Origin of the sequence: Curtobacterium sp. 1544 (assembly GCF_040544915.1) — a bacterium.
In the GTDB taxonomy this organism is placed as follows: Bacteria; Actinomycetota; Actinomycetes; order Actinomycetales; family Microbacteriaceae; genus Curtobacterium; species Curtobacterium pusillum_C.
In genome coordinates this window covers 1-20,828 of sequence record NZ_JBEPKX010000008.1, presented here as the reverse complement: position 1 = coordinate 20,828, position 20,828 = coordinate 1, and the positions used below count along the sequence as shown (strand labels likewise).

The window sequence follows — 20,828 nt, the reverse complement described above, 5'->3', positions numbered from 1 at the left end:
TCCATGACTCGCTGGGAATACCTCACGACCCCGTTGATCATCCACAACACCACCGCCATCCTCAACAACTTCGGGGACGAGGGCTGGGAACTCGTCCAGGTCGTCACCGGCCCCGAGGGCGGCTTGGTCGCCTACCTGAAGCGCCCGAAGGCCGACGCGTGAGCGTCGCGGACCGGCTCGCCGAGCTCGGCCTGACGATCCCGGCGGTCGCGGCACCGGTCGCGGCGTACGTGCCGGCCGTCGTCACCGGCAAGTACGTCTACACGGCCGGCCAGCTGCCGTTCGTGGACGGTGCACTGCCGGTGACGGGCAAGGTCGGCGCGACCGTCGACGCCGAGACCGCGACGGCCGAGGCCCGGACCGCCGCGCTGAACGCCCTCGCGGCCGTGCAGTCCGTGGCCGGCTCGCTCGACCGCGTCGCGCGGGTCGTCAAGGTGACGGTCTTCGTCGCGAGCGACCCGACCTTCACCGGCCAGCCGGGCGTCGCCAACGGCGCGTCCACCCTGGTCGGCGAGGTCTTCGGCGATGCCGGCGTCCACGCGCGGAGCGCGGTGGGCGTCGCGGTGCTCCCGCTGGACGCGCCGGTCGAGGTCGAGCTGGTGGTGGAACTCGCCGACTGACGGACCGTCAGCAGCGCACGTCACGTGAGCCGCGCCTCCAGTCAGTCCGGACTGGAGGCGCGGCTCGCGTCGTTCCCGCTACATGAGTTCCGCGATGGTCGCCATGATCGTCGGGTCGGCCAGCGTCGTCGTGTCGCCGATGCGGCGGCCCTCGGCCGCGTCGCGCAGCAGCCGCCGCATGATCTTGCCGGAGCGCGTCTTGGGCAGCTCCGGGACGATCACGACCTGGCGTGGCTTCGCGATCGCACCGATCCGCTTGCCGACCCAGTTGCGGAGTTCCGTCGACGCCGACTCGCGGTCGACGTCGGCCGCCGCCTCGGCGGTCAGGATGACGTAGGCGACGACGGCCTGCCCGGTGGTCTCGTCGGCGGCACCGACGACGGCGGCCTCGGCGACGCCCTCGTGTCCGACGAGTGCCGACTCGATCTCCGCCGTCGACAGGCGGTGTCCCGACACGTTCATGACGTCGTCGACGCGGCCCTGGATCCAGATGTCGCCCTGTCCGTCGAGCCGCGCACCGTCGCCGGCGAAGTACCGTCCGGGGAAGCGTGACCAGTACGTCTCGACGAAGCGGTCCGGATCGCCCCAGATGCCGCGTGCCATCGACGGCCACGGCTCGGTGATGGTGAGGTAGCCGCTCTCGCCGGGATCGGCGCGGTTGCCGTCGTCGTCGACGATCTCGGCGACGATGCCGGGCAGCGGCGTCTGGGCGGCGCCCGGCTTGAGCTTCGTGACGCCGGGCAGGGCGGAGATCATGATCGCGCCCGTCTCGGTCTGCCACCACGTGTCGACGATGGGCGTGCGGTCGTGGCCGATGACCTGGCGGTACCAGTTCCAGGCCTCGGGGTTGATCGGCTCGCCGACGCTGCCGAGCAGTCGGAGGGTCTCGAGGCTGCGGGCCTTCGGGATCTCGCGGCCGGCCTTCATCGCTGCGCGGACCGCCGTCGGCGCGGTGTACAGGACGGTGACGCCGTAGGAGTCGACGATGTCCCACCAGCGACCGGGCTTCGGCTCGTCGGGTGTGCCTTCGTAGAGCACCTGCGTCACGCCGTTGGCCAGGGGGCCGTAGACGACGTACGAGTGCCCGGTGATCCAGCCGATGTCGGCGGTGCACCAGTAGACGTCCTTCTCCGGGTGCATGTCGAACACGTTCTTGTGCGTGTACGCCGCCTGCGTCAGGTACCCGCCGGAGGTGTGCACGATGCCCTTCGGCTTCCCGGTGGTCCCCGAGGTGTACAGGATGAAGAGGGGGTTCTCGGCCGGGAACGCCTGCGCCTCGTGGGTGGCGTCCGCCTTCGCCAGTTCGTCGTGCCACCAGAGGTCGCGGTCGTTCCACGCGATCTCGTTGCCGCCGCGTTTGACGACGAGCACGTGCTCGACGCTCTCGGTTCCATCGCCCTCGAGCGCTTCGTCGACCGCGGGCTTGAGTGCCGACACCGCGCCTCGGCGCCAGCCGCCGTCGGCCGTGACCACGAGCTTCGCGCCGGCGTCCTCGATGCGGGCGCGGAGACTCTCGGCGCTGAACCCGCCGAACACGACGGAGTGCACGGCGCCGATCCGGGCGACGGCGAGCATCGTCACGACGGCCTCCGGGATGAGCGGCAGGTAGACGACGACCCGGTCGCCGTGCCCGACGCCGAGGTCGGTGAGCATGTTCGCGGCGCGCTGGACCTCGGCGGTGAGTTCGGCGTAGGTGATCCGGCGGGTGTCGCCGGGCGCGCCCTCGAAGTGGATCGCGACACGGTCACCGTTGCCGGCCCGGACGTGGCGGTCGAGGCAGTTCTCCGCGACGTTGAGCGTGCCGTCGGCGAACCACTTCGCGAACGGGGCGTCGGACCAGTCGAGGGTCTGCGTGAACGGCGTGCGCCAGTCGAGCAGGGTGCGGGACTGCTCGGCCCAGAACGCCTCCCGGTCGGACGCCGCCGCCTCGTGGAGGTCCTCGCCGGCCACCGCGTCGGCCACGAACTCGGGCGACGGCGGGAAGGTCGCGGGGTCCTCGCTGCCTCCGTCGTGGCGGGGGTCGGTCTGGGTCGGAGCGGACATCGATGTCCTTTCGCGTCGTTGCGGCAGGGGTGCAGTCGGAGAATACCCCTCGGGTCGGGGCCGGTGCGGTCGCGTGTCGCCCGCGTCGGAGACGAGCGGCACGCCCGGAAGTCGTGTCGGGGGTTGCCGAGCAGGGGTGATCGTGGGGTACAGTAGATCCCGCTGGACTCGTTTCCGGCGGCAACGGTTCGGATTCCCCCCAATCCACCGATGTCAAGGCGGCACCTGTTCCCCCCAACCGGTGCCGCCTCTTCTGTTTTCCGGACCCGGTCGTCGTGTCGCCGGTCGTTCTGCACCGCATCATCCGGCCTCGATCCGCACGGGTACGCCGAACGGTGGACAGACCTGTCCATGCTCTTGCATGCATCTGTCCGGTGTCGCGGTCCCGCTTTGTTGCGTTCGCCAACTGTGACGACCCCCGTCGTTCCCCGCTCCGGCGCACGTGGACGGTCAGACACCGAGCGGGGTACGGGTTTGTGCTTCGGGGTACAAAACGGTCCGCTGCTGTGCGCTCCGGGACCCTCTCCACCGCTCGCGGTCGCATCCGGCGCGTTGCGGCGGCGGTCCCTACTGTCTCCTCTCATGCACCGACACCGGGCCCACACTCCGTTCCTGCCCGGCACCGCGTCGCCGGCGCGACGCCGCGACGTGTCCGCCGCCGACTTCGAGGAACTCGCCGCACTGGTCGGCGACGCGGCCGTCACCGACGTGCTCGTGGTCGGCGGGACGGGCACGTGGGTGGACCGGGGGAGCGGTCTCGAGCGGGCTGGACCCGAACTCCCCGAATCCCGCGTCCGGGAGCTCGCGACGGAACTCGTCGCACGCGGGGGCCGGCACGTCGACGAGACCACGCCGTGCGTCGACGTCCGCCACGGTGACGGCATCCGCGTCCACGTCGTGCTCGCACCGGTGTCGGTCGGCGGCACCGCGGTGTCCATCCGGCTGCCCCGCCAGGCGCCGCCCACCCTGTCGTCCCTCGAACGCTCCGGCACCTTCGCGCGCGTCCCGCGGTCGGTCGTCGAACGCGCCGTCGAGCGGCGCCGCAACGTGCTCGTCACGGGAGCGACCGGCAGCGGCAAGACCACGATGCTCGCGGCGATGCTCGGTGCCGTGCCGCACGACGAGCGCATCGTGACGGTCGAGGACGTCGCCGAACTCCGCATCGAGCACCCGCACGTCGTCCGGCTCGAGGCTCGGCAGGCCAACGCCGAGGGTGCCGGCGCGCTCGGCCTCGACCGTCTCGTTCGGGAGGCCCTGCGCATGCGTCCGGACCGGATCGTGGTGGGGGAGTGCCGTGGTGCCGAGGTCCGGGAACTCCTGTCAGCGCTCAACACCGGGCACGACGGCGGCGCGGGCACCGTGCACGCGAACGGACTCGGCGACGTCGCCGCCCGGCTGGAGGCGCTCGGCGCCCTCGCCGGGCTCGGACCCGAGGCGCTCGCGCGACAGGCGGTGAGCGCGTTCGACCTGGTGCTGCACGTCGAGCGTCGGGGCGGGGGCCGCCGGCTCGGTGCCGTCGGTTCGCTCCGCGTCGGTGCGGACGGGAGGCTCGACGTGCGTCCGGTGGACCGGCTGCGGTGACCGGGCGTCCGGGTCCACCGCCGCGCGACGCCGCGGACGACGCCCGAACGTTGGACCGCGTCGCGACCCTCGTCGCGGCGGGCGTGCCGCCGCCGAGGGCCTGGGAGCTCGTCGGCGGCCTCCCGCGGAGCGGTGCGCCCGCCTGGGACGACGTCCGGGCGGTGCTGCGCGTCGCCGAGTACACGGGCGCCCCGGTGGCCACCACGCTCCGGGCACTCGCCCGTTCGCTGCGCCGCTCGGCCGGGTCGGACCGCGCCGTCCGTGTCGCGCTCGCCGGACCACGGGCGAGTGCCCGGGTCGTGTTGGCACTGCCCGTGTTCGGACTGGCACTCGGGTCGACGTGGGGCGCCGGCGCGGTGCAGGTCCTCGTCGGCACGCCGATCGGCTGGACCTGTTGCGCGCTCGCCGCGGGACTCGTGCTGCTCGCACGGACCTGGACGGCGCGGCTCATCCGGCGGGCGACCCCGGACGGGCACGTCCCCGGCATCCTGCTCGACGCCTGGGCGGTCGCGGTGTCCGGGGGCGGGTCGTGGGCTGCCGGCGGACGGGCCGTCCACACGGCGTTCGGCTCGTCGTCCCCGACCGTCCCACCGGAGTCACGACGAGCAGAAGAGGAGCGTCTCCGCGAGGTCCTCGGGCTGGCCCAGCGTGCCGGCGTCCCCGCGGCGGCCCTGCTCCGTGCCGCCGCCGAGGACGTCCGTGACGACGCGGCAGCCGCAGGGCTCGAAGCGGCCGAGCACCTGGCGGTCCGACTCGTCCTGCCGCTCGGCGTGTGCGTGCTGCCGGCGTTCGTGCTCGTCGGGGTCGTGCCGGTCGTCGTCGGGGTCCTCTCCTCCACCGTCGTCGGCACCGGGTGACCGTCCACAGATCCGGTCCGCCGGCCGCGACGGGGACCCGCCCGACACGAAGCTGGACCCCTTGCACCAGGAAGGACGGAACACATGACCGACACATCCACCATCCACCGATCGGGGCTCGGCCCGCGGCTGCGGCACCGGCTGCAGGACGACCGCGGGTCGGCCACGGCGGAGTACGCCGTCGTCATCCTCGCCGCGGTCGCCTTCGCCGGTGTCCTCGTCGCCGTGATGCGCTCCGGCGAGGTCCAGGGCATCCTGACGGAACTCGTCCGCGGTGCCCTGTCCCTCTGATCGCAGCACGAACGCGCCACCGACCGCGGAGCGCGGATCCGTGAGCGTCGAGTTCGCGGTCGTGCTCCCCGTCGTCGCCCTCGTGCTGACCTCGCTCGTCGCCGCCGTGCTCGTCGTCGACGGACTCGGTCGGCTGCAGCTCGCCGCGGCGACCGCTGCCCGGGCCGTCGGGCGGGGCGACGAGGCCGCCGGGCGCGACGTCCTCGACCGGATCGCACCCGGAGCCGCGGTGACCGTCCGACGAACCGGGGACGTGGTCTGCGTCGCGGCGGCCCGCGGCGGGGTCGGGCCGTTCGGCGGGGTGTCGCTCCGGGCCGAGGCCTGTGCAGCGGACGGTGGACGGTGACGGCGGCGTGCCCTGCCGATCGCGGGTCGGCGACGGTCCTGGTGACGGCGCTCGTCGCGGTGGCGTTCCTCGTCGCCTCAGCGGCGCTCGCCGCAGCCGGACTCCGGGTCACGACGGTCCGCGCGCAGACGGCGGCCGACGCGGCTGCCCTCGCCGCGGCAGCCGCGGTCGTGGGGCTCGTGCCGGGCGAGCCATGCACCGTCGCCGCTCGCGTCGTGACGGCGCACGGGGCCGTCGTCGACACGTGCCGGACCGCGGCGGCCACGGCACGGCTCGGGGTCGTCATCCGCCGCGGACCGTTCGCCGTCGGCGCAGTCGCGGTCGCCGGTCCGGCGGACGACCAGCCAGAACACTATGTGTATGGTGTGGCTGTCGGCCCCCGGTCACCGGTGCCCCGGTCGACCCGGACGCGCTCGTCGTCCAGGGCCGACGCGCACCATCGATCAAGGAGACACGTGCCAGGCACGAAGAAGCTCGTCATCGTCGAGAGCCCCGCGAAGGCCAAGACGATCGCGCAATACCTCGGTGACGGATACGAGGTCCAGGCGTCCGTCGGACACATCCGGGACCTCGTCGAGCCCAAGAACCTTCCCGCCGAGCTCAAGAAGGGCTCCCTCGGCAAGTTCTCGGTGGACGTCGACAACGGCTTCGAGCCCTACTACGTCGTGTCCGACGCCAAGAAGAAGACGGTGGCCGAGCTCAAGCGGGCGCTGAAGGACGCCGACGAGCTCTACCTCGCAACTGATGAGGACCGCGAGGGCGAGGCCATCGCGTGGCACCTGCTCCAGGTGCTCAAGCCGAAGGTGCCCGTGAAGCGCATGGTCTTCCACGAGATCACGAAGGAGGCGATCCAGCGCGCGCAGGAAGCCACCCGTGAGCTCGACACCGCCCTCGTCGACGCGCAGGAGACCCGTCGCATCCTCGACCGTCTCTACGGGTACGAGGTGTCCCCGGTGCTCTGGCGCAAGATCGGCCCGGGCCTCTCCGCCGGCCGTGTGCAGTCCGCCGCGACCCGCCTCGTGGTCGAGCGGGAGCGCGAGCGCCTGGCGTTCGTGTCCGCCAACTACTGGGACCTCAGCGCCCGGTTCGAGAAGGAGGGCGACGCCGCCTTCACCGCCCGGCTCGCCCGCGTGCAGGGCACGCGTGTCGCCTCCGGTCGTGACTTCGACGACCGCGGTGCGATGAAGGGCGACGCCGTTCGGCTCGACGAGGCCGCCGCTGCCGCGTTGACCACGGTGCTCGAGCGCGCCGGCGACGCCACCGTCCGCAGTGTCGAGTCGAAGCCGTACACCCGGCGCCCGGCCGCGCCGTTCACGACGTCGACCATGCAGCAGGAGGCCGCCCGCAAGCTCCGCCTCTCACCGCGGCAGACGGCCCGTGCCGCGCAGACGCTGTACGAGAACGGGTACATCACCTACATCCGTACCGACTCGGTCAACCTCTCGAAGCAGGCGCTCGACGCCGCCCGGAAGCAGGCCGCCGACCTCTACGGCGCCGCGACCGTGCCGGACAAGCCGCGCGTCTACGCGAGCAAGAGCAAGAACGCCCAGGAAGCGCACGAGGCGATCCGTCCCGCGGGCGACACCTTCCGGACCCCGTCGCAGCTCGAGGGCACCCTCACCGGTGTCGAGTGGCGGCTCTACGACCTCATCTGGAAGCGCACGATCGCCTCCCAGATGGCCGACGCCAAGGGATCGACGGCGTCGATCGTGCTCGGCATCACGTCGGACGAGTCGGTCGAGGGCATCGCGTCGACCGCGAAGGGCACCGACGCCGAGTTCACCGCCTCGGGCACCGTGATCACCTTCCGCGGGTTCCTCAACGCCTACGAAGAGGGCAAGGACGAGGACCGCCACGAGTCCTCGGACCGCTCGGGGAACGACGTCGCGCTGCCCGACGTCAAGGAGGGCGAGCACCTCGGTGTCGACGACGTCGTCGCCAAGGGGCACGACACCACGCCGCCGCCGCGCTACACCGAGGCGAGCCTGATCAAGACGCTGGAGGACCTCGACATCGGGCGTCCGTCCACGTTCCCCACGATCAGCCCGACGATCATCGACCGCGGCTACGTCTCGCTGCGCGGCACCCAGCTCGTGCCGAACTGGATCGCGTTCAGCGTGGTCCGGCTGCTCGAGGACTACTTCGGTGACCTCGTGCAGTACCAGTTCACGGCCGACATGGAAGCCGACCTCGACAAGATCGCGAACGGCGACGCCGACCGGGTGGACTGGCTCAAGGAGTTCTACTTCGGCGGCGGCGACCAGCGGGGTCTCCGCACGGTCATCGACAACCTCGGTGAGATCGACGCGCGGGAGATCAACTCCGTCGAGCTCGCCCCGGGGCTGACGCTCCGCATCGGTCGGTACGGCCCGTACATCGAGGTCCCGAGCGACGACCCCGAGAAGCCTCGCCGCATCAACGTGCCGGAGGACCTCGCACCCGACGAGCTCACCGCCGAGAAGGCGCGCGAACTCGTGGACGCGCCGGTGCTCGGCGACCGTGTCGTCGGCATCAACCCGGAGTCCGGCAAGGAGGTCCTCGCGAAGGACGGCCGGTTCGGTCCGTACGTCACCGAGCGCACCCCGGAGCCGGAGCCCGCCGTGGACCCGACCACGGGCGAGGTGATCGAGGTCGCCGAAGCCCCCGCAGCGGCCGAGGCCGAGACGACCACGGCGAAGGCCGCGGGCACGAAGACTGCCGCCAAGAAGGCACCGGCGAAGAAGACCACGAAGAAGGCCGCCGCGCCGAAGGAGCGCACCGCGTCGCTCTTCAAGTCGATGGATCCGCAGACGGTCGACCTCGAGACGGCACTCAAGCTGCTCGACCTGCCCCGCACGGTCGGCAAGGACCCCGAGTCCGGCGACGACATCACGGCGCAGAACGGGCGCTACGGTCCCTACCTCAAGAAGGGCACCGACACCCGGACCCTGCCGAGCGAGGACGCGATCTTCGACGTCGACCTGCCCGGCGCCCTCGAGCTCTTCGCGCAGCCGAAGTACGGCGGCCGCCGTGCCGCGAGCGCCGCGCTCAAGGAGTTCGACGCCGACCCGGTGTCCGGCAAGCCGATCAAGATGAAGGACGGCCGGTTCGGCCCCTACGTCACCGACGGCGAGACGAACGCGACGATCCCGCGCGGCGAGGATGTCGAAGCAGTCGACCACGCCCGTGCCGTGCAGCTCATCGCGGACAAGCGTGCCAAGGGTCCGGTGAAGAAGAAGGCCCCGGCTCGGAAGCCGGCGGCCAAGAAGAAGTGACCGGCCGGTTCATCACGCTCGAGGGGGGCGACGGTGCGGGGAAGACCACGCAGGCGGAACTCCTGACGGCGTGGCTCGAGGGGCACGGCAGCACCGTGGTCCGGACCCGCGAACCCGGCGGCACGGACCTCGGGGTGCGCATCCGCGAGATCGTGCTGCACGAACGCGGCCACGTCGCGCCCCGGGCGGAAGCCCTGCTCTACGCCGCCGACCGCGCGCACCACGTCGAGACGCTCGTGCGCCCGGCGATCGCACGCGGGGACGTCGTCCTGCAGGACCGCTACATCGACTCCTCCGTGGCGTACCAGGGCGTCGCCCGTGGCCTCGGCGCCGAGCACATCCGCTCGGTGTCGGACTGGGCGTCGGACGGACTCACCCCGGACCTCACGATCCTGCTCGACCTGGACGTGACCGTCGGTCGCGCCCGGGTCGCCGCGGCGCGCGGGGACACCTTCGACCGGCTCGAGTCCGAGGCCGAGGCGTTCCACGAGACGGTCCGCCGGGCGTTCCTCGACATGGCGGCGGTGGAGCCCGAACGCTTCCTCGTCGTCGACGCGGCAGCGCCCGCAGCAGAGGTCCAGCGCACGATCCGCGCGGCGGTCGCCCCGCTGGTGGGGATCGTCGAGGGATGACGGTGGCGACTGGCAGGATGGCCCCGTGAGCGTGTGGGACGGCCTGACCGGGCAGGAAGAGGCGGTCGCCTCGCTGCGCAACGCGGCCGAGTCGCCCGACGGCACCGGCGGCATGACCCACTCGTGGCTGATCACCGGCCCGCCCGGGTCCGGACGGTCGAACGTCGCCTCGGCCTTCGCCGCGGCGCTCGTCGGCAACGGTCCCGACGACGACCACACCCTGCAGCAGATCACCGCGAAGACGCACCCCGACGTCTCGGTGCTCACCACACAGCGCGTCATCATCACCATCGACGAGATCCGGCAGCTCGTCACGTCCTCGCACTACTCGCCGTCCGTCGGCCGGTACCGGGTGGTCATCATCGAGGACGCGGACCGCATGACGGAACGCACCTCGAACCTGCTGCTCAAGGCGCTCGAGGAGCCACCCGAGCGCACGGTGTGGATCCTGTGCGCCCCGAGCGAGGCCGACCTCCTGCCGACGATCCGTTCGCGGGTCCGCTCGGTGCGCCTCCGCGTCCCGGGCATCGAGTCGGTCGCCGACCTCCTCGTCGCGCGCACCGGTGTCGACCGCGCCCTCGCGATGGACGCCGCGCGCCAGGCCCAGAGCCACATCGGGATGGCGCAGCGCCTCGCAACGAGCGAAGATGCACGCGCCCGCCGCCGACGGACCCTCACGACGGTGCTCGGCGTCCGGACGGTCGGCGATGCCGTGATGGCCGCCGCCGACCTGCTCGCCGTCGCCGACGAGGACGCGAAGGCGATCACGCAGCAGCGCGACTCGGAGGAACGCGACGCCGCCCTCCGCTCCCTCGGCATCGAGCCGGGCGGTACGATCCCGCCGGCCCTCCGGTCGCAACTGCGTGGGCTCGAGGAAGACCAGAAGCGCCGGGCGACCCGGAGCCTCCGGGACGGTCTGGACCGCATCCTGGTGGACGTCTCCTCGCTGTACCGCGACCTGCTGCTGCTCGGACTCGGTGCACCTGCCGAGCCGGTGAACCTCGCGATGCGCGAGCACCTCGACCGCGCGCTGCCGTCGGTGCCGCCGGCCGCGGCGCTCGAGGTCCTCGACGCCATCGCGCTCGCGCGCCAGCGCATCGCGGCGAACGTCGCGGCGCTCCTCGCGCTCGAGGCGCTCCTCGTGACCATCTCCCGCGCGAGCCGCTGACCGCAGCTCGCAGCGTGTACTCCGCAGTGTGCGAGGTCAAGGCGAGTGTGCGAGCCAGAACGCCTCGCACACCGCGCGGAACCTCGCACACTCCGCCCACTGGCGCGACCACGCCGCGAACGGGAGACGCGAGGCGGACCCGCACCGTGCCTCCAGGCCGGTCTCGCCCCGTGACGCAGCCCGCCCCGACCCACGGCCGAGCGTGGGACAATCGCCGCATGTCCGACGCAGAACCCGGCCTGCGCGAGCGGAAACGCCGCGCCACCCGACTCGCGATCCAGCAGGCCGCGCTCCGCATCGCGATCGAGGACGGCCTCGCGGCGGTGACGGTCGACGAGATCTCCCGCCGTGCCGACGTGTCGCCGCGGACGTTCTTCAACTACTTCCCGAACAAGGAGGGTGCGCTCCTCGGCGACGACCCGACGCTGCCGGACGACACCGTGCTCGCGGAGTTCGTCGCCGGCGGGCCGAAGGGCGACCTCCTCGCGGACCTCGGGGCGCTGCTCGTGCACTCGACCCGTGAGCTCATCGAGGAGCGGGGCCTCATCGAGGAGCGGCAGCAGGTGCTCCGCGCCGCGCCCGAGCTGTTCAGCCGGCGCATGGAGTCGATGAAGGAGTTCCAGGCCGAGATCGAGCGTGCCGTGGTCGCACGGCTCGAGGGTGCCGGTGCCACCACGGAGCCCGTCGCGCTGCGTCGCCGGGCGCGCCTGGCATCGCTCGTCGCCCTCGCCGCGTTGCGGCACGCGTGGTGGGAGTGGTCCGACGCCGGTTCCGACACGCACCTGGTGGACGAGCTCGAGCGGTCGTTCGCCGACCTCGACGCGCTGGTTTCGCGTTCGCTCGTCTGAACCTGTATAGTTGTGACCCGTGCCGCTCCGGCAACGGAGCGTCCGCCGCCTTAGCTCAGTCGGCAGAGCGATTCACTCGTAATGAATAGGTCGTCGGTTCGATTCCGACAGGCGGCTCCACGAAAAGCCCCGGTCAGACTCCCTTTCGCAGGGAACTGACCGGGGCTTTTCCCGTACCCGGGCGCGCCACGCGGGCGTACCCGCGGGGCCGCCGCTCAGGGCAGGTAGTACGTCGGGTTCGGCAGCTTCACACTGCGGTCCGCCGACCCGCCGAGCAGGTCGCTGTACTGGTCCCCGAAGTTGGCGACGACGTCGAACCGTCCGCCCGCGCGGGACTCGATGTGCGCCCGCGTCTGCGACTTGTACTCGACCGTCGTGCACTTCGCCGTGGCGCAGCTGATGTACGACGGCTGCTGCGAGGCACCGACGCCGGTCCACTTCGTGTAGTAGGTCTGCACACCGCGCTGGGTGGCGGCGAACTGCGGGTAGCCGACCTTCTGCAGGTTCTCGATCGTCGCCGTCTTCTGGTCGTCGTTCCGGCCGGTGAGTCCGATGATCGTGCAGCCCGAGCGCTGGGCGATCGACACGAGCGAGGTCATCGACGGGGTGGCGGGGAAGCGTTCGTCCTGCACCCATTCGTCCTGGCGGGCGGGGTCGAAGACGAAGTGCATGTCCGCGACCTCCATGTCGTACGTCCAGAGGGTGGTGTCGTCGGCGTCGAGCACGATCGCGGGGTTGCGGTGCAGCTTCCGGCCGACGGCGCACTGGGCGGCGACGACGGGGGCCTGGCGGGCGACGATGGACCGCATCTCGCGGATGTACGGGGAGTCCGTGCGGTTCGCGAGGCCCGTACCGGTGTCGCCGTAGTACGTGGCGATGGTCTTCTTGACGGAGTCGATGTTCGGGATGCCCTCACCGCTCTGCGTCGCACCCGAGGACCCGTCTGCCGCCATGGTGAACTGCGTGCGGGGCGCCAGCCGTGGCTCGGACACGCCGGGCAGGTCCGCGGAGGGCAGGTAGTACGTGGGGTTCGGCAGCTTCACCGAGCGGTCGGCGTACCCGCCCTGCAGGTCGCTCCACTGGTCGCCGATGTTGAGGGCGATGTCGTAGCCGAGGTCCTGCTCGATGTGCTTGCGCGTGAGGGCCTTGTACTCGACGGTCGTGCAGCTCGCGGCGGCGCAGGTGATGTACGAGGGCTGCTGCGAGGTGCCCTTGCCGGTCCACTTCGTGAAGAAGCGGTCCTGTGTGAAGGCGGTGTACCCGACCTTGGACAGGTTCTGGACGGTGGCGGCCTTCTGGTCGTCGTTCCGCCCGGTCAGCCCGAAGACGGTGAAGCCCATGGCCGAGGCGCGGTTGACGAACCCGACCATCGACGGGGTGGCGGCGAAGCGTTCGTCCTGCACCCATTCGTCCTGGCGGGCGGGGTCGAAGACGAAGTGCATGTCCGCGACCTCCATGTCGTAGGTCCACAGGGTGGTGTCGTCGGCGTCGAGCACGATCGCCGGCTTCTCGCCGTGGCGGACGGCGGCGTCGTGGATGCGCTGCAGTCCGGCGCTCTGCTGCGCGACGATCGACCGCATCTCGCGGATGTACGGGGAGTCGGTGCGGTTTGCCAGGCCGGTGCCCGGGTCGCCGTAGTACGCGGCGATGGTCTTCTTGACGGAGTCGATGTTCGGGATGCCCTCGCCGCCCTGGGTGGCTCCGGAGGACCCGTCGGCGGCCATCGTGAAGTGGGTCCGTGGTGTCAGTCCGGCGTCGGTCGAGTGGCCGGGCGAGTGTCCTGGCGACCCCCATCCGTGCGCGTTCGCCGGCGTGACGCCGACGAGGGTGGAGATGAGGACGATCGCCGCGCTGGTGGCGACGACGGACAGGACGGATCGGCGCATGAAGACCTTCTCGGGGGAGGGGACGCCCCCGTTCGAGGGGCGTGGCAGCACGCTAGCTGGCAGTCACCCGTGGAGTCCATACCAAAGTGCTGCAGGCGGACAGCGGCGTGGTGTGGGACCGCGCTGGTAGACAGGACGCATGACGGTTCGCTGGGGAGTCATCGGCACGGGCGGCATCGCGCGCTCCTTCGTGGGCGACTGCACCGCCGCGGGCATCGAGTTCGTCGCGGTCGGCAGCCGCACGCAGGCGGGTGCCGAGTCGTTCGCCTCGGAGTTCGGCATCCCGCGCGCGCACGGTTCCTACGAGGACCTCGTCGCCGACGACGGGGTCGACGCCGTGTACGTCGCGACCCCGCACTCCCGGCACGCCGAGGACGCCCTGCTCGCGATCGAGGCCGGCAAGCACGTCCTCGTCGAGAAGGCGTTCACCATCACGGCGGTCGAGGCTCGTCGCGTCGTCGACGCCGCCCGCCGTGCGGACGTCGCCGTGATGGAGGCGATGTGGACGCGCTTCCTCCCGCAGATGTCGATGATCCGCGAGCTCGTCAGCGAAGGACGCATCGGTCGTGTCCGGCTGGTCGAGGCAACGCACCACCAGGCGCTGCCGAGCGACCCCGCGCACCGGCTGAACGACCCCGCCCTCGGTGGCGGCGCGATGCTCGACCTCGGCATCTACCCGATCTCGTTCGCGGTGGACGTGCTCGGTGTCCCGACCGGCATCGCCGCTGCGGGCACGCTGAGCGAGCAGGGCGTCGACACACAGATGGGTCTGGTGCTCACGCACGAGGGCGGTACGCAGTCGATGCTGCACTTCGGGCTCGACCTCCGCAGTCCGAACAGCGCGTCGGTGATCGGCGAGGACGGTCGGATCGACCTCGATTCCACGTGGTTCACCCCCACGACCTGGCGGCTCCGTGACCGCGACGGCGCGGTCGTCGAGGAGTTCGACGGTCGCGAGGAACTCACCGGCTACGCGCACGAGGTCCGCGCGTTCGAGACCATGGTCACCTCCGGTATCCACGAGGGTGGTCCGATGGACCCCGAGGAGACCATCGCGATCATGGCGCTCATGGACGAGGCGCGCCGGCAGGTCGGGGTCCGGTACGCCGCCGACGGCGACTGACTTCGGATCAGGCCTGGAGGCTCCTCCCGCAGTTCCGTAGGATCGTTCGCGATGTCCGACCAGCAGCCCTCACCGCGCTCCGTCCCGGATCGCCTCCGCGACGCGGTCGCCGCCGTCCGCGCCTCCGCCGCCCGCCGCCCGGTCCCGTGGATCGCCGGCGGCCTGGCAGCCGTCCTCGTGCTCGGTTCCGGGGGAGCGGTCGCCGTGGCCGCCGCGACGATGCCGACGCCCCGGGCGTCCGAGCGTGCGGTGGCGGACTCCTCGGCCACAGCCACCCCGTCCGCGACGACGACGCCGACGCCGTCGAGCACCCCGACGCCCGCCGGACGCGCGGTGCCGGAGAACGCCGCCGGCCCGTCCGCCCTCCGGACGTGCACGATCTCGAGCGCGGCATCGGCCGGTGGGCTCGGTGCGTTCGAGGGGTACGTGATGAACGCGAAGACCGGCGAGGTCCTGTTCTCGCGCAACGGGGACAAGGCCGCGCAGACCGGCAGCGTGATGAAGACCCTGACGACGGCGACCGCGCTGGCCGTGCTCGGCGGCGCCCACCGGATCCCGACGACCGTGACGAAGGAGGCCGGCGGAGCGATCGCGCTCGTCGGCCACGGCGACGCGACCCTGTCGGCCGGCGGGGCGACCGTCTACCCGGGAGCGCCGACGCTCGGCCAGCTCGCCCAGCAGGTGAAGGCGAAGCTCGGCAGCACCCCGGTGACCACCATCGTCACGGACGACACGTACTGGAACGACGCCGACGCCTGGGACCCGACGTGGCCCGTCAGCGAGCGGACCATCGGGTACCAGCCGAACGTGACGGCGCTCATGGTCGACGGCGACCGCGCGAACCCCGGTGCCGCGACCTCGCCGCGCTCGACCGACCCGGTCGGCCGGGCCGGGGACCTGTTCCGCACGGCCCTCGCGAACGCCGGGGTCGCCGGAGCCGCCAACGCCCAGATCGTGAAGCGGGCGACGACGAGCTCCGACACGATCGCCACCGTGTCGTCGCAGCCGGTGTCGACGCTCATCGGCCAGATGATCCCGAACTCGGACAACACCCTCGCCGAGATGCTCGCTCGGGTGTCGTCGAAGGAGTCCGGCTCGAACGGGTCCGCGGCGTCCCTGACGTCCGTGTACCAGACGGCACTGAAGTCGTACGGCGTCGACCCGTCCGGCATCGTCATCAAGGACGGATCGGGCGAGAGCGCGGCGAACGCCGTCTCGCCGAACTTCGTCGCCCACCTCATGGTGCAGGTGCAGGCCGGTGCGAAGGGCCTCGGCACGCTCGCGAACGCGCTGCCGGTGTCCGGACAGTCCGGCACGCTCGCCAGCCGGTTCACCGGCGCGAACGCCGTCGCCCGCGGCAAGGTACACGCGAAGACCGGCTGGATCGACAGCGCGAACACGCTCGGTGGGTACATCGACGCTGCCGACGGCACCCGCCTGACGTTCGCGTTCTACGCCATCGGGTCCTCCCGGGCCGCCGCGCTCCCGGCACTCGACGCGGTCACGGCTGCCACCTACTCGTGCGGGAGCAAGCTCACCGGTTCCTGAGCCGTCGGGTGTTGGATGGCCCCATGGCCAGGGCACTGCTCATCGTCGACGTCCAGAACGACTTCACCGAGGACGGCGCCCTCGCGGTCGCCGGCGGTGCGGAGCTCGCCGCCCGCATCTCGGCGTTCCTCCACCGGCACGCCGAGGACGAGTACGACCTCGTCGTGGGGTCCCGCGACTGGCACCACGGCGACGACGACAACGGCGGGCACTTCGCCGGTCCGGAGGGCCCGGACTTCGTGACCACGTGGCCCGTGCACTGCGTCGCGGGGACGCCAGGGGCCGAGTACCACTCCGAGCTCGACACCGAGTACGTCGACGTCGACGTGTTCAAGGGCCAGGGCACCCCGGACTACTCGGCGTTCCAGGCCCGGACCGAGGGCGGCGTCCTGCTGCCCGAACTCCTCGCCGAGCACCACGTGACGACGGTCGACGTCATCGGCCTCGCCACCGACCACTGTGTCCGCGCGACCGCCCTCGACGCACTGGCGGCCGGGTACGACGTCACCGTGTTCGACGACCTGGTCGCCGGCGTGGACGCGGACCGGAGTGGCCGGGCGCTCGACGAGATCCGCACGGCCGGCGGGCACGTCGACCACAGCGACATGGACGAGGGGTTGGCGAACCCCGGAGGAGCAGTACTGTGACGGACACCACGACCCCCGCCGCCCTGACCACGACGGTCGCCGACGACAACGTCTCGGTCGAGCAGGTCCCGACCGGACTGTTCATCGGCGGCAGCTGGCGCGCGGCCTCCGGCGGTGCGACCTTCCCCGTCCGCGATCCCTCGACGGGTGCGGTGCTCGCGGAGGTCGCGGACGCCACCCCAGAGGACGGCATCGCCGCGCTCGACGCCGCCGTCGCCGCGCAGGACGCCTGGGCCGCCATGCCACCGCGGCAGCGGTCCGACCTGCTGCGTGCGGCGTTCGACCTCGTGCGCGATCACGCCGAGGACCTGGCAGCGCTCATGACACTGGAGATGGGGAAGCCCCTCGCCGAGGCCCGTGGCGAGGTCACCTACGGCGGCGAGTTCCTCCGCTGGTTCTCCGAGGAGGCCGTCCGCATCGGCGGCGACTACCGTACCAACCCGGAGGGCACCGGCCGTGCGATCGTGCTGAAGCGACCGGTCGGCCCGGTGTACGCGATCACCCCGTGGAACTTCCCGCTCGCGATGGCGACCCGGAAGATCGGCCCGGCGCTCGCAGCCGGGTGCACCGTGGTCGTGAAGCCGGCCGAGCTCACGCCGCTCACGACGCTGTTCCTCGTCGAGCTGTTCCGTCGTGCCGGGTTGCCGGACGGCGTCCTCAACGTGGTGCCGTCCCTCGACGCGAAGGGCCTGTCCGAGCCGATCATCGCCGACCGCCGGCTCCGGAAGCTGACCTTCACGGGGTCGACGCCCGTCGGCTCGGCGCTCCTGAAGCAGGCCGCCGACAACGTCCTGAAGACGAGCATGGAGCTCGGCGGCAACGCGCCCCTGCTGCTGTTCGACGACGCCGACCTCGACACCGCCGTCACGGCCGCGATGCTCGCGAAGTTCCGCAACGTCGGCGAGGCCTGCACCGCCGCGAACCGGTTCTTCGTGCAGGAGGGCATCGCCGACGCCTTCACCGCGGCCCTCACCGCGAAGGTCGACGAGTTCCGGATCGGCCGGGGGAGCGAGGAGGGCACCACGATGGGGCCGCTCATCGACGACCGAGCCGTGGACAAGGCCGCCCGACTCGTCGACGACGCCGTCTCGCGCGGAGCCCGGCTCGTCACCGGCGGGCAGCGCGTCGACCGCCCGGGGACGTACTACGCGCCCACGGTCCTCGACGACGTGCAGCCCGGGTCGGACATCCTCACCACGGAGATCTTCGGGCCCGTGGTGTCGATCACGCGGTTCGCCACCGAGGAAGAGGGCATCCGGCTCGCGAACGACACCGAGTTCGGGCTGATCGCGTACGCGTACACGTCGGACTTCGCCCGCGGGCAACGGCTGGCAGAGCGCCTGGAGACGGGGATGCTCGGGCTCAACACCGGTGTCGTGTCGAACGCCGCGTTCCCGTTCGGTGGCGTGAAGTCCTCCGGCCTCGGCCGCGAGGGTTCCCACGAGGGGATCGAGGAGTACCTCGAGAGCGTCTACGTCCTGACCCCGGACCCCTTCGCCGCCTGAGCGGGAGCCGGCGCGGCGTCAGACCAGCAGCTGGTGCTTCGCCAGGTCGCGGTACAGCGGCGTCGACTCGACGAGCTCGGAGTGGGTCCCGACCCCGACGACCCGCCCGTGCTCGAGCACGACGATCACATCAGAGTCGACCACCGTGGACAGCCGGTGCGCGATCACGAGCAGCGTGCGGTCCTCGGCCACGGCGTCGATCGCGAGCCGCATCTTCTGCTCGTTCACCCCGTCGAGCGACGAGGTGGACTCGTCGAGCAGCAGGATCGGGGGAGCGGCGAGCAGTGCGCGGGCGATCGCGAGGCGCTGCCGCTCACCACCGGAGAGCATGACGCCGTCCTCGCCCACCTGGGCGTCGAGGCCGCGCGGGTCGCGGTGCAGGACCTCGCCGAGGTTGACCGCCTCGAGCACGCGGACGCAGTCGTCCTCGGTCGCGTTCGGTGACCCGAGCAGCAGGTTCGCCCGGATGGTGCCGGCCAGCACCGGAGCGTCCTGCTCCACGTAGCCGATCTGGGCGCGCAGCTCGGCCCGGTCCAGACCGCGGACGTCGACGCCGCCGAGCCGGATCACACCGTCCGTCGGGTCGTAGAACCGTTCGATGAGCGCCAGCGTCGTCGACTTGCCCGCGCCGGACGGCCCCACCAGGGCGACGCGCGAGCCGCGCGGCACCCGGAAGGAGACGTCGTGCAGCACCGCCTGCTCGTCGTCGGCGGTCTCGGGGAGGCGATCCGCGCCTCCAGGCCCGTCGGCGGGAGCGCCGTACCGGAACGACACGTGCTCGAAGGTGATGGCGTCGTCGGTCTCGACCGCGGCGGCGACGCGCACCGCGCCGTCGTCCTGGGCCTCGGTCGGCAGGTGCAGGATCTCCTCGATGCGTCCGAGGGCACCGAGCGCCTGGGCGACGGCGACGACCGCGCCCATGGCCTGCCCGAGCGGCATGATCATCATGAAGAGCAGCAGGATGAACGTGATGAGCGTGGCGATCGTGATCGTGCCCGCGGCGACCTGCGCGCCACCGACGCCGAGCACGGCGATGAACGCCACCTGCATGACGATGCTCGCGACCGGGACGACGAACGCCGACATCCGCGCGATGTCGAGGCCGCGCTTGTAGGCCTCGGTCGCGTGACCGTCGACCTCCAGCACCTCGCGCTCGGTCGCCCCCGCCGCGCGGATGGTGCGGACGGCGCCGATGCCGCGCTCGACGGCGGCGGTGAGGTCGCCGACCTTCTCCTGCGCCTTCTTCGACGCGAGGCGGATGCGGCGGCTCAGCCCACCGACGACGACGATGGCGACGAGCACGATGACGACCGTGATGCCGAGCAGCAGCGGGTCGATGATCGCCATCGCGATGACCGCGCCGATGAAGGTGAGCGCGCCGCCGATCGACTCGATGAGCCCCTGCGTGAGCACGGCGCGGAGCAGCGTGGTGTCGCTGCCGACCCGGGACACGAGGTCGCCGGTGCGCCGCGTGTCGAACTCGGAGATCGGCAGGTTGAGGATGCGGGCGATGAGCTTCCGGCGGGTGGAGAGGACCACGCCCTCACCCGCGCGCTGGAGCAGGAAGTGCTGGACGCCGTTCAGGACGCCGGACACGAGCACCAGGGCGACGAGGGCCCACACGAGCATGCTCAGGGTGTTGCCGTGCTGCACCGCGGTGACCACCTGGTTCACGAGCAGCGGCTGGGCGAGGGACGCGCCGGCGCCGAGGATGCTCAGCACGATGATCACGACCATCGCCGGCTTGTTCTCGAACAGGTAGCCCAGCAGCCGGCCGAAGCTGGCGCGGGGGCCGTCGGTCTTCTTGGGTCGCGCGAAGGGGGAGCTCATCGTGTTCCTAGTTTCTGCCGTACTTCTTGTGCACTGCCTGTCGACTGACGCCGAGCAGCGTCGCGATCTCCTGCCACGAGGCGCCGGCGTTCCGGGCGCGGCGGGCGGCGAGTTCCTCGGTCCGGTCGAGTTCACGGCGGAGCTCGCGCACGCTGGCCAGGGCGGAGAACGGGTCGTCCCCGGCTGCCCCCGCGGCGAGGCTCGTGATGGTCGGTCGGCCCATGCCTGTCAACCTACATTGACGCACCGACACGTGTCAACCTGGGTTGACGTACGGCGTACGGTGCCGTTTCGCTTGTCCGTATGTGCAAGCGCATCGTTCGACATGACGCGCGTCGATCGACCGGTGCGGTGTCGACACCTGCGCGCGCACCGGATGCGCGGGCATGGTCCGACATGACGCGCGTCGATCGACCGGTGCGATGTCGGAAAGCGCGCGCGCCGGACGTGCCGCCGACGACGGGCTTGCGCCGTGCGGTGGAACGTGCCCACAGACGGACTGGAGGCGGGGGGGGCGCGGGGCCCCCCCCCCCCCCCCCCCCCCGGGGGGGGGGGCGGGGGGCGGTGGTGGGGGAGGGAGGTGTGGGTGGCAACACACCACCCGCCCCCGTGGTGTCCCCACAGCTACCCCAAACCGACCGCCACCACC

17 protein-coding genes, 1 tRNA gene and 1 pseudogene are annotated in these 20,828 nt (G+C 71.8%); 15 read left to right on the top strand and 4 right to left on the bottom strand.

Annotated features, from left to right (window positions below):
- Nucleotides 1-3: 3 nt before the first annotated feature.
- Nucleotides 4-147, top strand: a pseudogene (gene sp36 / locus ABIC61_RS06780) (Sp36 family protein); the annotation flags it as partial.
- 11 nt (nt 148-158) lie between these two features.
- Nucleotides 159-620: a RidA family protein gene (locus ABIC61_RS06775; protein ID WP_354029302.1), complete on the top strand. Its 462-nt coding sequence runs from the start codon at nt 159-161 to the stop codon at nt 618-620.
- 78 nt (nt 621-698) lie between these two features.
- Here the strand turns inward: ABIC61_RS06775 and acs are convergent, their stop codons facing one another.
- Entirely contained in the window at nt 699-2,663 is a 1,965-nt protein-coding gene (gene acs, locus ABIC61_RS06770) for an acetate--CoA ligase (RefSeq protein WP_354029301.1), read from the bottom strand.
- A 582-nt stretch (nt 2,664-3,245) separates the two neighbouring features.
- Here acs and ABIC61_RS06765 point away from each other — a divergent pair.
- The 9 genes from ABIC61_RS06765 to ABIC61_RS06725 all read left to right on the top strand — a co-directional run bounded on the left by ABIC61_RS06765 (nt 3,246) and on the right by ABIC61_RS06725 (nt 11,760).
- Complete coding sequence (locus ABIC61_RS06765) at nt 3,246-4,244, top strand: TadA family conjugal transfer-associated ATPase (protein WP_354029300.1); 999 nt, start codon at nt 3,246-3,248, stop codon at nt 4,242-4,244.
- A 50-nt stretch (nt 4,245-4,294) separates the two neighbouring features.
- The gene (locus ABIC61_RS06760) at nt 4,295-5,101 is read left to right on the top strand and encodes a type II secretion system F family protein (protein ID WP_354029299.1); all 807 of its coding nucleotides are present in this window, start codon (nt 4,295-4,297) and stop codon (nt 5,099-5,101) included.
- Nucleotides 5,102-5,185: 84 nt separating this feature from the next.
- A complete protein-coding gene (locus ABIC61_RS06755) occupies nt 5,186-5,392 on the top strand; it encodes a DUF4244 domain-containing protein (protein ID WP_354029298.1) in 207 nt (68 codons plus the stop codon).
- A gap of 40 nt (nt 5,393-5,432) precedes the next feature.
- On the top strand, nt 5,433-5,738 hold the full coding sequence (locus ABIC61_RS06750; protein WP_354029297.1) for a TadE family type IV pilus minor pilin: 306 nt from the start codon (nt 5,433-5,435) through the stop codon (nt 5,736-5,738).
- A gap of 455 nt (nt 5,739-6,193) precedes the next feature.
- Nucleotides 6,194-8,992, top strand: coding sequence for a type I DNA topoisomerase (gene topA, locus ABIC61_RS06745; RefSeq protein ID WP_354029364.1), 2,799 nt, complete (start codon nt 6,194-6,196; stop codon nt 8,990-8,992).
- Complete coding sequence (gene tmk, locus ABIC61_RS06740; RefSeq protein ID WP_144752211.1) at nt 8,989-9,624, top strand: dTMP kinase; 636 nt, start codon at nt 8,989-8,991, stop codon at nt 9,622-9,624. Before topA ends, tmk begins: the two co-directional genes overlap by 4 nt.
- Before the next feature lie 25 nt (nt 9,625-9,649).
- Entirely contained in the window at nt 9,650-10,792 is a 1,143-nt protein-coding gene (locus tag ABIC61_RS06735; protein ID WP_354029296.1) for a DNA polymerase III subunit delta', read from the top strand.
- 218 nt (nt 10,793-11,010) lie between these two features.
- Nucleotides 11,011-11,640: a TetR/AcrR family transcriptional regulator gene (locus ABIC61_RS06730; protein ID WP_144752217.1), complete on the top strand. Its 630-nt coding sequence runs from the start codon at nt 11,011-11,013 to the stop codon at nt 11,638-11,640.
- A 44-nt stretch (nt 11,641-11,684) separates the two neighbouring features.
- Nucleotides 11,685-11,760: transfer RNA gene (locus tag ABIC61_RS06725), tRNA-Thr, on the top strand.
- A gap of 95 nt (nt 11,761-11,855) precedes the next feature.
- Here the strand turns inward: ABIC61_RS06725 and ABIC61_RS06720 are convergent.
- On the bottom strand, nt 11,856-13,526 hold the full coding sequence (locus tag ABIC61_RS06720) for an HAD family acid phosphatase (RefSeq protein ID WP_354029295.1): 1,671 nt from the start codon (nt 13,524-13,526) through the stop codon (nt 11,856-11,858).
- 139 nt (nt 13,527-13,665) lie between these two features.
- Between ABIC61_RS06720 and ABIC61_RS06715 the strand changes: the two genes are divergently transcribed.
- The 4 genes from ABIC61_RS06715 to ABIC61_RS06700 are packed head-to-tail and all read left to right on the top strand — an operon-like array spanning nt 13,666 to nt 18,349.
- Nucleotides 13,666-14,649: a Gfo/Idh/MocA family protein gene (locus tag ABIC61_RS06715; protein ID WP_354029294.1), complete on the top strand. Its 984-nt coding sequence runs from the start codon at nt 13,666-13,668 to the stop codon at nt 14,647-14,649.
- Nucleotides 14,650-14,700: 51 nt separating this feature from the next.
- Nucleotides 14,701-16,197 carry a D-alanyl-D-alanine carboxypeptidase/D-alanyl-D-alanine endopeptidase gene (dacB, locus tag ABIC61_RS06710; RefSeq protein ID WP_354029293.1) on the top strand — a complete coding sequence of 499 codons (1,497 nt, stop codon included), beginning with the start codon at nt 14,701-14,703 and terminating at the stop codon, nt 16,195-16,197.
- 23 nt (nt 16,198-16,220) lie between these two features.
- Nucleotides 16,221-16,844 (top strand): isochorismatase family protein, encoded by a 624-nt coding sequence (locus ABIC61_RS06705; protein WP_354029292.1) that lies wholly within the window; start codon nt 16,221-16,223, stop codon nt 16,842-16,844.
- The gene (locus ABIC61_RS06700; RefSeq protein WP_354029291.1) at nt 16,841-18,349 is read left to right on the top strand and encodes an NAD-dependent succinate-semialdehyde dehydrogenase; all 1,509 of its coding nucleotides are present in this window, start codon (nt 16,841-16,843) and stop codon (nt 18,347-18,349) included. The genes ABIC61_RS06705 and ABIC61_RS06700 overlap by 4 nt, the downstream gene beginning before the upstream one ends.
- A gap of 18 nt (nt 18,350-18,367) precedes the next feature.
- Here the strand turns inward: ABIC61_RS06700 and ABIC61_RS06695 are convergent, their stop codons facing one another.
- Nucleotides 18,368-20,179 carry an ABC transporter ATP-binding protein gene (locus ABIC61_RS06695; protein ID WP_354029290.1) on the bottom strand — a complete coding sequence of 604 codons (1,812 nt, stop codon included), beginning with the start codon at nt 20,177-20,179 and terminating at the stop codon, nt 18,368-18,370.
- Between the two features lie 7 nt (nt 20,180-20,186).
- Entirely contained in the window at nt 20,187-20,402 is a 216-nt protein-coding gene (locus ABIC61_RS06690) for a hypothetical protein (RefSeq protein ID WP_354029289.1), read from the bottom strand.
- Nucleotides 20,403-20,828 lie beyond the last annotated feature (426 nt).